The 15669-nt window shown below is 58.8% G+C and carries 13 protein-coding genes; 7 read left to right on the forward strand and 6 right to left on the reverse strand.

The genetic code is table 11. From position 1 onward, the window contains the following. The first annotated feature begins 96 nt into the window (after positions 1-96). Both ahpC and ahpF read left to right on the forward strand, forming a co-directional pair. Positions 97-660 (forward strand): alkyl hydroperoxide reductase subunit C, encoded by a 564-nt coding sequence (ahpC, locus tag FBY12_RS03470; protein WP_092281374.1) that lies wholly within the window; start codon positions 97-99, stop codon positions 658-660. 131 nt (positions 661-791) lie between these two features. Beyond that, positions 792-2357 carry an alkyl hydroperoxide reductase subunit F gene (gene ahpF / locus FBY12_RS03475; RefSeq protein ID WP_145251216.1) on the forward strand — a complete coding sequence of 522 codons (1566 nt, stop codon included), beginning with the start codon at positions 792-794 and terminating at the stop codon, positions 2355-2357. Between the two features lie 86 nt (positions 2358-2443). Here ahpF and gloA read toward each other — a convergent pair whose 3' ends face one another. Further along, entirely contained in the window at positions 2444-2965 is a 522-nt protein-coding gene (gloA, locus tag FBY12_RS03480; RefSeq protein WP_145251219.1) for a lactoylglutathione lyase, read from the reverse strand. 145 nt (positions 2966-3110) lie between these two features. On the opposite strand from gloA, the gene FBY12_RS03485 reads away from it, so the two are divergent. Continuing rightward, a complete protein-coding gene (locus FBY12_RS03485; RefSeq protein ID WP_145251222.1) occupies positions 3111-3635 on the forward strand; it encodes a DUF4946 domain-containing protein in 525 nt (174 codons plus the stop codon). A gap of 204 nt (positions 3636-3839) precedes the next feature. On the opposite strand, the gene FBY12_RS03490 is transcribed toward FBY12_RS03485, so the two are convergent. Together FBY12_RS03490 and FBY12_RS03495 are read right to left on the reverse strand one after the other, a co-directional pair. Beyond that, entirely contained in the window at positions 3840-4205 is a 366-nt protein-coding gene (locus FBY12_RS03490) for a histone-like nucleoid-structuring protein, MvaT/MvaU family (protein ID WP_121730701.1), read from the reverse strand. A 223-nt stretch (positions 4206-4428) separates the two neighbouring features. Beyond that, complete coding sequence (locus FBY12_RS03495) at positions 4429-5964, reverse strand: cyclic diguanylate phosphodiesterase (protein ID WP_145251225.1); 1536 nt, start codon at positions 5962-5964, stop codon at positions 4429-4431. 363 nt (positions 5965-6327) lie between these two features. Between FBY12_RS03495 and hppD the strand changes: the two genes are divergently transcribed. Beyond that, positions 6328-7404, forward strand: a complete 1077-nt coding sequence (gene hppD, locus FBY12_RS03500; protein WP_092281362.1) for a 4-hydroxyphenylpyruvate dioxygenase — start codon at positions 6328-6330, stop codon at positions 7402-7404. A gap of 151 nt (positions 7405-7555) precedes the next feature. On the opposite strand, the gene rarD is transcribed toward hppD, so the two are convergent. The 3 genes from rarD to FBY12_RS03515 all read right to left on the reverse strand — a co-directional run bounded on the left by rarD (position 7556) and on the right by FBY12_RS03515 (position 11099). Continuing rightward, positions 7556-8443, reverse strand: coding sequence for an EamA family transporter RarD (gene rarD / locus FBY12_RS03505; RefSeq protein WP_145251228.1), 888 nt, complete (start codon positions 8441-8443; stop codon positions 7556-7558). Between the two features lie 143 nt (positions 8444-8586). Next, the gene (locus FBY12_RS03510; protein ID WP_145251231.1) at positions 8587-9600 is read right to left on the reverse strand and encodes an aldo/keto reductase; all 1014 of its coding nucleotides are present in this window, start codon (positions 9598-9600) and stop codon (positions 8587-8589) included. 188 nt (positions 9601-9788) lie between these two features. Beyond that, on the reverse strand, positions 9789-11099 hold the full coding sequence (locus FBY12_RS03515) for an MFS transporter (protein ID WP_145251234.1): 1311 nt from the start codon (positions 11097-11099) through the stop codon (positions 9789-9791). 170 nt (positions 11100-11269) lie between these two features. Between FBY12_RS03515 and FBY12_RS03520 the strand changes: the two genes are divergently transcribed. The 3 genes from FBY12_RS03520 (at position 11270) to FBY12_RS03530 (ending at position 15659) form a co-directional block, all read left to right on the forward strand. Beyond that, positions 11270-12382 carry a sugar diacid recognition domain-containing protein gene (locus FBY12_RS03520; protein WP_121730706.1) on the forward strand — a complete coding sequence of 371 codons (1113 nt, stop codon included), beginning with the start codon at positions 11270-11272 and terminating at the stop codon, positions 12380-12382. 214 nt (positions 12383-12596) lie between these two features. Further along, positions 12597-13736 carry a glycerate kinase gene (locus tag FBY12_RS03525; protein WP_145251237.1) on the forward strand — a complete coding sequence of 380 codons (1140 nt, stop codon included), beginning with the start codon at positions 12597-12599 and terminating at the stop codon, positions 13734-13736. A gap of 297 nt (positions 13737-14033) precedes the next feature. Next, complete coding sequence (locus FBY12_RS03530; protein WP_145251240.1) at positions 14034-15659, forward strand: methyl-accepting chemotaxis protein; 1626 nt, start codon at positions 14034-14036, stop codon at positions 15657-15659. Positions 15660-15669 lie beyond the last annotated feature (10 nt).

Raw genomic sequence — 15669 nt, forward strand, 5'->3', positions numbered from 1 at the left:
ATGAGGTTTGCCAATGAGCCATCGTGCGTTCGAGTGGGTAGAGTTCACCCCATCAACTTTTCAACCCAACTTTTCAACCCTGACGGAGAGTCACCGATGCCTATCATCAACAGCCAAGTAAAACCGTTTAAAGCAACTGCTTTCAAAAATGGCGACTTCGTACAAGTGTCGGACGCAGACCTGAAAGGCAAATGGTCTGTCGTGTTCTTCTACCCAGCCGACTTCACCTTCGTTTGCCCAACCGAACTGGAAGACCTGGCTGACAACTACGCCGCGTTCCAGAAACTGGGCGTCGAAATCTACAGCGTTTCCACTGACACCCACTTTGCCCACGCTGCCTGGCACAACACTTCGCCAGCCATCGGCAAAATCGAATACACCATGATCGGCGACCCAACCCACGCCATCTCCCGCAACTTCGACGTACTGATCGAAGACGTTGGCCTGGCTGACCGTGGCACTTTCGTAATCAACCCGGAAGGCCAGATCAAAATCGTTGAACTGAACGACGGCGGTGTCGGCCGTGACGCTTCCGAGCTGCTGCGCAAAATCAAGGCTGCCCAGTACGTTGCTGCTCACCCAGGCGAAGTTTGCCCAGCCAAGTGGAAAGAAGGCGAGGCCACTCTGGCGCCGTCGCTGGACCTGGTCGGCAAGATCTAAGTCTGTGACACACGCATCACCAGGGCGGGTTTCCGCACCTAAGTAAGCTGCAACCGCCCAATAAAAACGCCCGGGCGAGATTCGCTCGGGCGTTTTTTTTCGCCTCAAATAAAGTAAAGGAAATCGCCCGTATGTTGGACGCCAATCTTAAAGCCCAGTTGAAATCGTACCTGGAACGGGTCACCCAACCGATCGAGATCGTTGCTTCCCTCGACGACGGTGCGAAATCCCAGGAAATGCTCGAACTGTTGAAAGACGTTGCCAGTCTTTCCACGCAAATTACTTTGCTAGACAACGGTGATGATGCACGCAAGCCATCGTTCTCGATCAATCGCCCCGGCGCCGATATCAGCCTGCGTTTCGCCGGCATCCCGATGGGCCACGAATTCACTTCGCTGGTGCTGGCCTTGCTGCAAGTCGGCGGCCACCCTTCGAAGGCCAGCGGTGAAGTGATCGAACAAATCCGTTCGCTCAAAGGCGAGTTCAGCTTCGAGACGTACTTCTCGCTGTCTTGCCAGAACTGCCCGGACGTGGTCCAGGCGCTGAACCTGATGGCCGTGCTCAACCCGAACATCCGCCACGTCGCCATCGACGGCGCACTGTTCCAGGCCGAAGTTGACCAGCGCCAGATCATGGCGGTGCCAAGCGTTTACCTGAACGGTGAAATCTTCGGCCAGGGCCGCATGGGCGTGGAAGAAATTCTCGCCAAGATCGACACCAGCGGTGCCGAGCGCCAGGCTGAGAAAATCAGCGCCAAAGAGGCCTTCGATGTATTGGTCGTCGGCGGCGGCCCGGCCGGCGCATCGGCAGCCATTTACGCTGCTCGTAAAGGCATTCGCACCGGCGTCGCCGCTGAACGTTTTGGTGGGCAGGTGCTGGACACCATGGCCATCGAGAACTTCATCTCAGTGCAGGAAACCGAAGGGCCGACGCTGGCCAGCGCTTTGGAAGAGCACGTCAAGCAGTACGATGTGGACATCATGAACCTGCAGCGCGCCACTGCATTGATCCCGGCGAAGAATGCCGGCGACTTGCACGAAGTCCGTTTCGAAAGCGGTGCGAGCCTGAAAACCAAGGCACTGATCCTTGCCACTGGCGCCCGCTGGCGCGAAATGGGCGTGCCGGGCGAGCAGCAATACAAAGCCAAAGGCGTGTGTTTCTGCCCGCACTGCGATGGTCCGCTGTTTAAAGGCAAGCGCGTCGCGGTGATCGGTGGCGGTAACTCCGGCGTCGAGGCTGCTATCGACCTGGCTGGGATCGTCAGCCACGTGACGCTGCTGGAATTCGACAGCAAACTGCGGGCCGATGCGGTGCTTCAGCGCAAGTTGTACAGCCTGCCGAACGTCAACGTCATCACCAGCGCGCTGACCAGCGAAGTGAAAGGTGACGGGCAGAAAGTCACCGGTCTGGTCTACAAGGATCGCGATTCGGGCGACTTCACCACGGTCGAGCTGGAAGGGATCTTTGTCCAGATCGGTTTGTTGCCGAACACCGATTGGCTCAAGGGCACTGTCGAGTTGTCGCCGCGCGGCGAGATCATCGTCGATGCTCGCGGTGAGACTTCTTTGCCGGGCGTGTTTGCCGCCGGCGACGTGACCACCGTGCCGTACAAGCAGATCGTAATTGCGGTGGGCGAGGGCGCGAAGGCTTCCCTAAGCGCATTCGATCACTTGATCCGCACTTCGGCCCCTGCATAAACGCTGCGCTGAAAACAAAAAACCCCATGAGTGATCATGGGGTTTTTTTGTGCCTTGCAGATTGCCGCAGAGTTTTCTACCAAGTGTTACATCGGTGCTGGCTGGATGATTTCTACCCAGTAAGCATCCGGGTCCTTGATGAACGCCAGGCTCTTCATGCGGCCATCGTTCAGGCGCTTCTGGAAGTCGCAACCCAGCGCTTCGAAACGCTCGCACGCCGTGCGGATATCCGGCACCGAAATGCAGATATGACCAAAGCCACGCGGGTCGGTGTTGCCGTTGTGGTAAGCGAAGTCGGCATCGTTTTCAGTGCCGTGGTTGTGCGTCAGTTCGAGAATGCCGGGGATCGACTTCATCCATTCGGTGCGCGCAGCGGCATCAGCCGGGATCTGGTCTTTGTCGACCAGCGCCAGGAAGTACAGGCTGAACTCGGCTTCGGGGAAGTCGCGTTTTTCCACCAGCGAGAAGCCGAGAATGCGCGTGTAGAAATCCAGCGATTTGGTGATGTCCTTGACCCGCAACATGGTGTGGTTGAAGACGAACTTCTGGGTGGCGGTATCGGGTTGGGCGGTGACGCCGGGGAAGGTATTCAATTCGTGCAGGCTCATGGGCCCTCCGGAAAATAAGTGGGGCTGGCGAATGGACGCAATGATACGCAACCGTTTGCGCATCAACAAATCCAAACGGTCAGCTATTGCCTGACGGCCGGACGAGGCTCAGACTTCGTCACTCATTCCCTGAGTGCGCCTCGTAATGATCCGACCGTTCACATCACTGATGGTTTGCCTCGGTTTGTTGGCAATTTCCGACATCTCGCTCGCCGACGCTCCGAGCATCACCTGGCCGAGCGGCTGGGAGGCGGAAGTGATCGAGCCCAACCCGGCAGCGCCGCAAGTATCACGCCAGCGCGCGGTCAAAAATGACGCCGACGGGAATCAGGTAATGGTCATGGAACTGACGATGACCGACGTCGAAAGTGGTCACGAGGTCAACTTGCAAGGCGTGCTGCTGGAGATGCGCAAGTCGGTGCAAAAGGACTTTTTCCAAAGCGGCTATCAAAGTGTCTGCAACAAGATTCACTCGGCGACATTGAGTCAACTGCAGGCGCTGGAAACCACTTGTACGGTGACGCAAAACGGCCGGCATGTGCTGTCGCAAACACTGGTTGCGGCTGTGGCGACCGGCAAGGCTTATGTTCTTTCCTACGCCGGACAGGCAGACGTTTATAAGGCAAGTGAGGACGAAATTCAGGCTGCTCGCAACAGCTTGAAACTTTAGAGCAAGAGGCAAGTGCTCGGTACTGCTCGACTGTTTAGATACCTGAACGAATTAACCCCAAAGTAAGTAAACAAGTATTCAACGCTGAACCGCCACATCTGTTGGCTGCTGATTTGCAACTTGATCGCCGACTATCGTTGCATTTGTTAGATATCGACCCTGAAAAAGCCCTGCATCAGCAAGGCTTTTTTGTTGCCGCGAGGGTTAGCCGCGCAACCAGGACTCAACGGTAGAAGCGCCGTATTCTTCCTTCCATGCTTTCAGGCCACGGTGGTTGCCGCCCTTGGTTTCAATCAATTCGCCGGTGTGCGGGTTGTGATAAACCTTGACCACACGAGCGCGGCGGGTTTTAGGCGCTGCCGGTTGTTGCAAGCCTGATCTGCTCGGGTTCGGATCGAGAATGGCGATGATGTCGCGCAGGCTTTTGCCGTAGGTTTTCATCAGCCCCTGGAGCTTTTCTTCGAATTCGATTTCTTTCTTGAGCCCGGCATCGTTCTTCAGTGATTCCAGCTGCTTGAGCTGTTCTTGAAGGGCCTTTTCGGCTGCACGAAATTCAGCGAGTCTGGACAATATCTTTACTCCAATAGTGTGTTTGGCTGATACCAACCGCAAACAAAGCTATAAGCCAAGAGCCTTGAAGCGACTCGGTGATAATGGCTCACCTGCCAATCTTGCACAGGCAAGAAAAATTGTAGTAGTTAATTGGCCGAGAGTAAATCATGTCTTTTTCTTCATGTAACAACAGCAGTCTTTTGATTCAATTTGCTTGAGATTTGCTTAATTGCCCGGCGCGTTAATGGTCACTTAATGCATTAATGAAGTCCGCGCCAGGCATTGGCCGGCCGAACAGGTAGCCTTGCATGAAGTCCACCTGATGCGCCGTCAGGTAATCGCTTTGCTCCTCAGTTTCTACACCTTCGGCAACAATTCCAAGATCCAGCTTGGCCGACAGTTCGATGATGCTGTCGAGAATATGCCGCGATAGGGCATCGGCACCGATCATCGCCACGAAGCTCTGATCGATTTTCAAGAAGTCCACGTTGAACTGGCGCAAGTAGCCGAGGCTCGAATGCCCGGTGCCAAAGTCATCAATGGCGATCATCACGCCCAAGCCGTGAAGTTGCTCAAACAACTGATGAGTCAGTGGCGTCGGTTCTATCAGTTCGCGCTCGGTGAGTTCCAGTACGAGGATGACGCTGCCCGGCAAAAACGCTTCGAGAAACACTCGGCAATCCTCGACCAGTTCCAGATCCTGGCAATGGCTGGCGGTGATGTTGATGCCGATATGAAACGGCCCGTCGAATGTCGCGGAAACCGGCGCGAGCAGCGCAGCAGTCTGCTGCATCAATGCTCGGGTCATCGGCACGATCAGCCCCGAGTGTTCGGCGAACGGGATAAACAAATCGGGCCGCACCAAACCCTCTTTCGGATGATTCCAGCGCATCAACACTTCGGTGCCGCTCCACTTTTTAGTGTCGCCGTACACCAGTGGCTGGAAGTAGGGAATGAACTCGCCGGCCTCTAACGCGCGCTGCAATTCAACGCTGGGCGATGACGCGCGCTTCTGCAGAATGTGACCGATCGAACCGGCGACCACACCGAAGAACATCAGCAAACTGAACAGCGGCGGGTATTCGCTGCTGATATAGCGCCAGGTTTCGCCTTCGGGGAAACCGGCTTCCACGGTAAACGCGTAACGCTCCGATACCCGCGTGCTTTGCGCTACGGGTAACGCGGGCAGGGCACCTGAATGCACTTTGCCGTCGGCGGATAACCAGTGGTTGCCGACTTGCAGTAACAGCAAAGTCTGCCGACCGATCAGGCGCAAGACGTTGCTCAGGTGATAACCGTCGAGTGTGGTCAACGCGCCTTTTTTATCGTCGCTGAGGCGATACACCAGTAACGCAGTGTTCGGCGTTACCGGGTTGCCATCCATCAACCACAACTGGCCGTGGGCGTAGTCACCGGCGTTGACCGCTTCCTGGTAGTCGCCGAACAGTGAACTGCAATAAAGGTTGTTGTCCCACACCAAGTTGGTCGAGCGCACAAACGGGCGGCGCGTAACTTGTTCGCGCAATGCCAGTTTCGCGTCTTCGCAGCGGTTGCCGGCCAAGGGCAGCAATACCCGCGCCGCTTCGGCGGTGTTGTCGAGCATCAAGTTGAATTGGCGCAGCGCTTCGTCGGCAGTCTGTTCGGCATTTTGTTCCAGCGCGCGTCCGGCTTGCATATAAAGGATGGCACCACCCAGCAGCATCGGCAGCGCGCCGCTCAAAATAGTCACAGCGATACGGGTGCTGCGTTTGCGGCGGGACTTGACGGTGAGCGGCATGGGCGAAACCTGAGCGGATGAATAAGCATCATAGATGGCTGATGCAGCTTGTGTCGGCAGATTTACCTGGGCAACAAAGCGCTTGCGCCGGTAGCGCAAAAGGCGATTTGATACAGGAGGCAGACAAGCCCTTTTACGCTGTGTAGAATCCGGTTACGCATACAATAATAAATGACTTCTGACATCAGAAGCCTCGCCCGCAAGAGCCTTGGGTCGACAATGAAGAGTTTTGGGTTCCAACTGATCTACGGTGACTTCCTCGCCCGCAGCGTGCGGGGCATCTCCTGCGCGCCACCCGCCAGTCTCAGCATTGCTAGCAACTAACGATCCGTTAATTCTAAGAATGATGATGAGGCGCCAACCATGGCAGATTTATACGAAAACCCAATGGGCCTGATGGGCTTTGAATTCATTGAGTTCGCATCGCCGATCCCCAATACGCTGGAGCCGATCTTCGAGATCATGGGCTTCACCAAAGTCGCTACCCACCGCTCCAAAGATGTGCACCTGTATCGCCAGGGCCAGATCAACCTGATCCTCAACAATGAACCCAACAGCGTGGCCTCGTACTTCGCTGCCGAGCATGGCCCGTCGGTGTGCGGCATGGCGTTCCGAGTGAAAAATGCCCAGCAGGCATTCGCCCGTGCGCTGGAGCTCGGCGCGCAGCCGATTCACATCGAAACCGGCCCGATGGAACTGAACCTGCCGGCGATCAAAGGCATTGGCGGCGCGCCGCTGTACCTGATCGACCGTTTCGGCGAAGGCAGCTCGATCTACGACATCGACTTCGTGTTCATCGAAGGCGTGGACCGCAATCCGGTCGGCGCCGGCCTGAAGATCATCGACCACCTGACGCACAACGTGTATCGCGGCCGCATGGCTTACTGGGCGAACTTCTACGAGAAGCTGTTCAACTTCCGCGAAATCCGCTACTTCGACATCAAAGGTGAGTACACCGGCCTGACCTCCAAAGCGATGACCGCGCCGGATGGCATGATCCGCATCCCGTTGAACGAAGAATCGTCGAAGGGCGCCGGGCAGATCGAAGAGTTCCTGATGCAGTTCAACGGCGAAGGCATCCAGCACGTCGCGTTCCTCAGCGACAACCTGATCGATACCTGGGATCGCCTGAAGAAAATCGGCATGCGCTTCATGACCGCGCCACCGGAAACCTATTACGAAATGCTTGAAGGCCGTTTGCCGAACCACGGCGAGCCAGTCGATCAACTGCAATCGCGCGGGATTCTGCTGGACGGTTCGTCGGAGTCGGGCGACAAGCGCCTGCTGCTGCAGATCTTCTCGGAAACCCTGATGGGGCCGGTGTTCTTCGAATTCATTCAGCGCAAGGGCGATGACGGTTTCGGCGAAGGCAACTTCAAGGCGCTGTTCGAATCGATCGAGCGCGATCAGGTTCGTCGTGGCGTACTATCCACCGAGTAAGCCGCAACACATATAGAAAAGCCCGGCCAGTATTACTGCTGACCGGGCTTTTCTTTGGCTGATACATCCACCTGTAGGAGCGAGGCTCGCCCGCGAAGCTTTTTGGCGCCTTCAAGGACGCCTTCGCGGGCAAGCCTCGCTCCCACATTATTTACATAGGCTTGCGGCGCTGCCGGACCAGATGCTTAAACCCTTCAAACACCAGCACCACTACCGCCATCCAGATCGGGATGTAGGTCAGCCATTCCCCAGACTTGATGCTTTCCCCAAGCAGCAACGCCACGCCAAGCAACAACACCGGTTCGACATAACTCAGCAAGCCGAACAGGCTGAACGGCAGCAGACGGCTGGCGATGATGTAAACCACCAGCGCCGATGCACTGATCAGACCCAACAACGGGATCAGCAGCGACAGCCACGGGTATTGGTCGAACACCGCAAAACCCTGTTCGCCGCCCCAGACAAACCAGCACGCCACCGGCAACATCAGCGTCATGTCCAGCCACAACCCGCCGAGGTTGTCGGTCGCCAACCATTTGCGCAGCACGAAGTAGGTCGGGTAACCGACGACCACCAGCAACGTTGCCCAGGAAAAACCGCCCACCTGGTACAGCTCGTTGAGCACCCCAAGCGAGGCGAAAAACACCGCGACTTTTTGCAGATACGACAAACGCTCGCCATAAGCGATGCGCCCGGTCAGCACCATCGCCAGCGGTAACAGGAAATACCCCAGCGATACGTCGAGGCTGTAACCGTTGAGCGGCGCCCACATAAACAGCCAGAGTTGCACGCCGAGCAATGCCGAAGACGCGGCCAGGCCGGCGAGCAGTTTGGGTCTGCCGAAGACCATTTTGATAATGGCCACAGCGCGCCGCCATTCGCCGGACACCAGCATGAACACGGTCATGCACGGCAAAGTCAGGAGCATCCGCCAGCCGAAGATCTCTACGCCGCTCAATGGGGTGAGCAACGAGGTGTAGTAATACATGACGGCAAACAGCACCGAGGCTGTGACCGATAAAGCGATACCTTTAGACAAACTGCCCTCGCGAGGTTGAACGTGAAACGGGGGGCGGAGGATACGTGGTTTTAGCTTAGAACACTGTTCGATTAATCAACCGTGCTGACAGGTGATCGTTCCTGCGCTCTGCGTGGGAACGATCAGTGCCAGTCAGTTGCGGGTCAGTTTTTACGAGGGTTGCGGCCGGAGACGAAGTGGCTGATGTCGTTGAAGCCCGGCGTCGAGGAATGCCCTGGAGTCACCAGCGAATCGATAAACGCCTCATCCTCGGCGCTGATCTTCACCGCTTGCGCCTTGGTGTAGGCGTCCCACTGTTCTTCGGTGCGCGGGCCGACGATCGCCGAGGTCACGGCGCTGTTGTTCAGCACCCAGGCGATCGCGAATTCGACGATGCCGACGCCACGGCCCTCGGTGTATTGCTGGATTTGCTGGGCGATGCGCAACGACTCGACGCGCCATTCGGTTTCGAGGATGCGCTTGTCCTGGCGGCCGGCGCGGCTGTTCACATCCGGCGTGACGTCCGGCGCGTATTTGCCGCTGAGCACGCCGCGCGCCAACGGGCTGTAAGGCACAACGCCGAGGCCATAAGCATGGGCGGCGGTGATTTGTTCCGATTCAGCCTGGCGGTTGACGATGTTGTACAGCGGCTGGCTGATCACCGGGCGGTCAACGCCGAGTTTGTCGGCGACGCGAATCACTTCAGCGATGCGCCAGCCACGGTAGTTGGACAGGCCCCAATAGCGGATCTTGCCTTGGCGAATCAGGTCGCCGATGGCCGAGACCGTCACTTCCAGCGGCGTGTTGTGGTCCTCGCGGTGCAGGTAATAGATGTCGACATAGTCAGTGTCGAGCCGTGTCAGGCTGGCATCGATGCCGTTGAACAGGTGCTTGCGGCTCAAACCGCTGCGGTTCGGCACGCCGTCCACCGGGCCGAAACCGACTTTGGTGGCGATCACCCATTCATGCCGATTGCCGGCGACGGCCTCACCGACGATCTCCTCGGAACGGCCGTTGGTGTAGACGTCCGCGGTGTCGATGAAGTTGATGCCCTGATCCCAGGCCTTGTCGATGATCCGCAGCGAGTCTTCGGTGCTGGTCTGTTCGCCGAACATCATGGTGCCGAGGGTCAGCGTGGACACCTGCAATCCGGAATGGCCGAGGGTGCGATAGCTCATGAACGAAGTCCTTTTGTCGATGCGGAAAAGGCTTCAATCAAATACCAGAATGGTTGCCCGGAGCAACCGGAATATCGACGCAAATCCCTGTGGGAGCCGAGCTTGCTCGCGATAGCGGTAGCACAGACACCATCAATCTTGACAGTGCAGCCGCCATCGCAAGCAAGCACGCTCCCACAAAAGGCAGATCAGACACGCAGCGTTCGCGTCATCCGCAACGCCAACACGCTGCCGCAGACAATCACACCCGCCAGCAGATACAACGCCGCATCCGTGGAGCCGGTGCTGTCCTTGACCCAGCCAACCAGATAGGGGCTCAAGAACCCGGCCATCTGCCCCATCGAGTTGATCAGCGCCAAACCACCGGCCGCCGCACCCGCGCTGAGCAGCGCCGTCGGCACCGGCCAGAACATCGGCAGGCCGGTGAGGGCGCCCATGGTGGCGATGGTCAGACCGAGAATCGCAATCGCCGGCGTTGTCGCGAAGTTCACCGCGATCAGCAAACCGACCGCGCCCATCAGCATCGGCACCACCAAATGCCAGCGCCGCTCCTTGCGCAGATCCGCCGAACGACCGACCAGCAACATGAACACCGCCGCCAGCAGATAAGGAATCGCACTCAACCAGCCAATCACCAGGTTGTCGCTAAAACCGAGGTTCTTGATGATCGATGGCAGCCAGAAGTTGATCGCGTAAACGCCGCTCTGAATGCAGAAATAAATCAGCCCGAATGCCCAGATCGCCGGGTTCTTGAACACCGCCGCCAACGAGTCGGTGGTGGTTTTCGGTTTGTTCGCCAAGTCCTCTGCGTGGTCGGCTTCCAGCACCGAACGCTCGAACGGCGTCAGCCACTTGGCATTCGCATAACTGTCGCTGAGCAGGAAATAGGCGAGGGCGCCGAGAATCACCGTCGGAATCCCTTGCAGCAAAAACATCCACTGCCAACCGGCCAAACCACCTTGGCCAGCGGCGAAGTGGTTGAGAATCCACCCGGAAAACGGACTGCCGAGCAGACCGGAGACCGGAATCGCCGACATGAACAGCGCCATGATCCGGCCACGGCGGAACGTCGGGAACCACTGCGAGAGATACAGCACCACACCGGGGAAGAACCCGGCTTCGGCCGCGCCAGTGAACAGGCGCAAAGTGTAGAACTCGGTCGGCGTGGTGACGAACAGCAGGCACGTCGAGAGCGTGCCCCAGACGATCATCATCAGCGCGATCCAGCGCCGTGGGCCGAACTTGGTCAGGGCCAGGTTGCTCGGCACGCCACACAAAACGTAGCCGATAAAGAAGATTCCGGCGCCGAGGCCGTACACCGTTTCGCTGAATTTCAGCGCGTCGAGCATCTGCAACTTGGCGAATCCAACGTTCACCCGGTCGAGGTAGTTGAACAGGTAGCAGATGAAAATGAAGGGGATCAAGCGTAGGGTGATGCGCTTGTAAACGGCGCTTTTTTCGTCAGCATTGGTCTGGGTAGCGGCTGCGCTCTGTGACATGGCGGGCTCTCTCTTTATTATGATTTTTTGCGAAACAAAGGGTAACGTTGATCGCCCCGTGAGTCTCGGTCACCGCTTGGGTGGTTGTCTTTGTGCCTGAGCACAGCGTTTTCCGGACAAGCCTGTGCGGGTGAACAAGCCGTCCCACCTCGTTTTCAAGGATCTGCGCAATGTTTGAACTCGACCACGACCTGGCTCAGGACATCGTCGACCGGGCCATGGCCATCCTTCCGTACAACGTCAATGTCATGGACAGTCAGGGGCTGATTCTGGGCAGCGGCGAACCGGAGCGGATCAACACGCGCCACGAAGGCGCGCAATTGGTTCTGGCCAACGGGCGGGTGGTGGAGATCGACGCGCAAACCGCGATGCACCTCAAAGGCGTGCAACCGGGGATCAACCTGCCGCTGTTGCTTGATCAGCGACTGATCGGCGTGCTCGGCATCACTGGCGAACCCGAGCAATTGCGCACCTACGCCGAACTGGTGCGCATGACTGCGGAAATGCTCGTCGGCCAGCGCAATCAGCAAGCCGAGCAGCAATGGCGCCGGCAACGTTGCGATGACCTGCTGGCGTTGCTGCTGACCGATGCCGGGGACTCGCCGCGCTTGGTCGATGAAGCGCAGCAACTGGGGCTCAAACCACAATTGACGCGGGTACCGTACTTGTTCGAATTGGGCCTGGAGCACGGGCCGGGGCAGACCGTCGAAGCGCTCAGCGCATGGTTGATCAGCCGTTATCCGGACAGTTGGTGCGTCAGTTCGGCGAAGTCTTCGCTGTTGTGGTGCCGGCCGGCGAATCAGCCGATCGAGCACGAACGTTTGCTGGAAAAACTCGATGGCCTCGGTTGGAACATTCTGCGCATTGCCGTCGGTGGCCAGGCCGATGGCTTGCCGGGGTTGCGCCGCTGCTATCGGCGCGTAGCCGATTTGTTGGCGTATGGCCGCGACGTGCTGCCGCGCTCGCGGTTGCTGACGCTGAACCGTTATCGATTGCCGGTGATGCTGTGGCGGCATCGCAACGACGATGCGCTCGACGAACTGCTCAAGCCATTGCGCAAAGTCATCGCCAAGGACAACAACGGCCAACTGCTCGCGACCCTGCGCAGTTGGTGTGACCACGACGGGCAGAGCCAGGCCTGTGCCGATGCGCTGGGGATTCATCGCAACAGTTTGCGTTATCGCATGGAGCGGATTGCCGAGTTGAGTGGAGTCGATCCGTTACGGCTGGATGGAATGTTGGCGTTATACCTCGGGGTGCAACTGCTGCCGCAGACGGATTAAACGAGTGATTTCAAGGACGCCATCGCGAGCAAGCTCGCTCCCCCAGGGCAATGCGGCGCTCTTGTGGGAGCGAGCTTGCTCGCGATGGGGCCAGCCCTGCCACTGCATAACTTTGTATAAATGAACAATAAACACCACCCCAACTTGTGCACCGGACAGGGGCCAGCGCTGCGGGCAACTGGCAGCATGGGGGCACAAGAACTGGAGAATGCTCATGAAAATCGTCATCGCCCCCGATTCGTTCAAGGATAGTTTGAGTGCGCAGGGCGTGGCCGATGCCATTGCCCTAGGTCTGGCCGAGGTGTGGCCGGACGCCCAGCTGATCAAATGCCCGATGGCCGACGGCGGCGAAGGCACGGTCGAATCGGTGCTGGCAGCGTGCGAAGGCGAACTGCGCCGCACTCAGGTGCGCGGCCCGCTGGGCATTAGCGTCGAAGCGGCGTGGGGCTGGTTGCCGCACAACCACACCGCGATCATCGAAATGGCCGAAGCCAGCGGCTTGCAACTGGTTGCGCCGGGCCAGCGCGATGCATGCGTCAGCAGCACGTTCGGCACCGGTGAGTTGATCCGCGCGGCGCTGGATGCCGGCGCGCAACGGGTGATTCTCGCCATCGGCGGCAGCGCCACCAATGACGCCGGTGCCGGGGCGATGCAGGCGCTCGGCGTAAAACTGTTCGACGCGCAGGGGCAAATCCTCGCGCCCGGCGGACTGGCGTTGGCGCAACTGGCGCGCATCGACCTCAGCGACATCGATCAACGTTTGAGCACCGTACGTTTCGACATCGCCGCCGACGTCAACAATCCGCTGTGCGGGCCACACGGTGCTTCGGCGATCTTCGGTCCGCAGAAAGGCGCTTCGCCGAGTCAGGTCGAGCAACTGGATAAAGCGCTCGGGCACTTCGCCGATTTGTGTGCGCAGGCGCTGGACAAAGACGTGCGCGACGAGCCGGGCAGCGGCGCGGCAGGTGGTTTGGGTTTTGCCGCGAAAGCATTTCTCGGCGCGCAATTCCAGGCTGGCGTTGAAGTGGTTGCCGAGTTGGTCGGGTTGGCTGACGCCGTCGAAGGCGCCGATCTGGTGATCACTGGCGAAGGTCGTTTCGACGCGCAGACCTTGCGCGGCAAAACCCCGTTCGGCGTGGCGCGAATCGCTCGCGAGCGCGGCGTGCCGGTCGTTGTCCTCGCCGGGACCTTGGGCGAGGGTTATCAGGAATTGTATGCGCACGGCATCGACGCCGCGTTCGCCCTCGCCAGTGGGCCGATGACTCTGGAACAAGCCTGCAGCGAAGCACCGCGACTGCTGCGCGAACGCGCCACCGACATCGCCCGCGTCTGGAACATCGCCCGTAAGGCCTGAACCAGATCTGCCGTCACCGGCGCGCAAATCCAGCACAAACTCTGTGGCGAGGGAGCTTGCTCCCGTTCGGCTGCGCAGCAGTCGTCATCTGCGCAACCCGGCGCGAGCAGCCCCTGGCCACAGGGAAATATATTTCGATTCCCTCCGCAGAAAACCTCAAGCCCCGCCGATAACCCTCACAGGCGCGCACAAAACCCATCACAACACTGGCGCCACGCTTTTTCGGCCGGCGCCTGCCTGGCCGATTTAGCGACTATCGCAAGGATGCTCGAAGCTCACCCACCCGAGAGTCATCCTATGTCCTTGCGTAATCTGAATATCGCGCCACGAGCCTTCCTCGGTTTCGCGTTCATCGCCCTGTTGGTGATCGTGCTGGGTGTGTTTGCCGTCAGCCGGATGTCGATCATCCGCCAGTCGTCCATCGACATGGGCAGCACGCAACTGCCGAGCGTCAGCCATCTGGGCAACGTCACCGAAAACATCCTGCGCATGCGCATTCTGTCGTTCCGCATTCTGGTCAACCGCGAGCCGGCCAGTCTGCAGGAGGCCGAAACCCGGATTGGCGTGCTCACTGAAAAGGCGCGCAGGGCCCAGGCCAGTTACGCCGAATTGCCGGCGGGCCACGATGAAAAAGCGTTGTACCAGACCTTCAGCACCACGCTCGACAATTACATGCAGGCCCAGCGCGAAATGCTCGACCTGTCGCGGCAGAACAAGGTCGATGAAATGCGCGTGTTGATCAACACGCGGATCAAGGACGGCACCGACCTGATGGGCGAACAGCTGAACAAACTGGTCGCGTTCAACCTCGAAGGGGCGAAAGCGGCTGGGGTGATTGCGGAGAATAACTACAACACGGCGGTCAACGGCATCGTGATCGTCTCGGTGTTGGCGGCGCTGATGACCGTGCTGCTCGCCTGGCTGCTGACCCGCAGCATCGTCACGCCGTTGAACCGCGCGGTGCAGGCAGCCGAAACCATTGCTGGCGGCAATCTGAGCAAAACCATCGAAATCGACGGCAAGGACGAACCGGCGCGTTTGCTCGGCGCGTTGGCGGCGATGCAGGCCAACCTGCGCCAAACCATCGAGCAGATCGCCGGTTCCGCGACCCAGTTGGGCGCCGCCGCCGAAGAATTAAGCACGGTTACCGAAGAAGCCTCGCGCGGATTGCAACAGCAGAACAACGAAATCGAACAAGCCGCCACTGCCGTCAACGAGATGACCGCTGCGGTCGAAGAAGTCGCACGCAATGCGGTGTCGACCTCCGAAGCCTCCAGTCAGTCCACCCAGGCTGCGCGCGAAGGGCGCAACCGCGTGGTCGAAACTGTCGAGGCGATTCAAGTCATGACCCACGACGTGCAAAACACTTCGGTAATGATCGAAGGTTTGGCGGCGCAAGGGCGTGACATCGGCAAAGTGCTCGACGTGATTCGCGCCATCGCCGAACAAACCAATTTGCTGGCGCTGAACGCGGCGATTGAAGCGGCGCGTGCCGGTGAAGCCGGGCGCGGATTTGCGGTGGTGGCGGACGAGGTTCGCGCGTTGGCCCATCGCACCGCGCAATCTACCCAGGAAATCGAAAAAATGGTCGCCGGGATTCAGAACGGCACCGGCGAAGCGGTCTCCTCGATGCAGCAAAGCAATCAGCGCACTCAAAGCACGCTCGAGATGGCTCGCGCTGCCGGCGTCGCGCTGGAGCAGATCACTCAATCGATCCATTTGATCAACGAGCGCAACCTGGTGATCGCCAGTGCTTCGGAAGAGCAGGCGCAAGTCTCGCGTGAAGTTGACCGCAACCTGGTGAACATCCGCGACCTCGCCACTCAGTCCGCTGCCGGCGCCAACCAGACCAGCGCCGCGACTCACGAACTGTCGCGGCTGGCGGTGGATTTGAATGCGATGGTGGCGCGTTTTGTAATTTGAGATAGGGTTG

This window comes from Pseudomonas sp. SJZ131 (assembly GCF_007828705.1).
Taxonomy (GTDB): domain Bacteria; phylum Pseudomonadota; class Gammaproteobacteria; order Pseudomonadales; family Pseudomonadaceae; genus Aquipseudomonas; species Aquipseudomonas prosekii.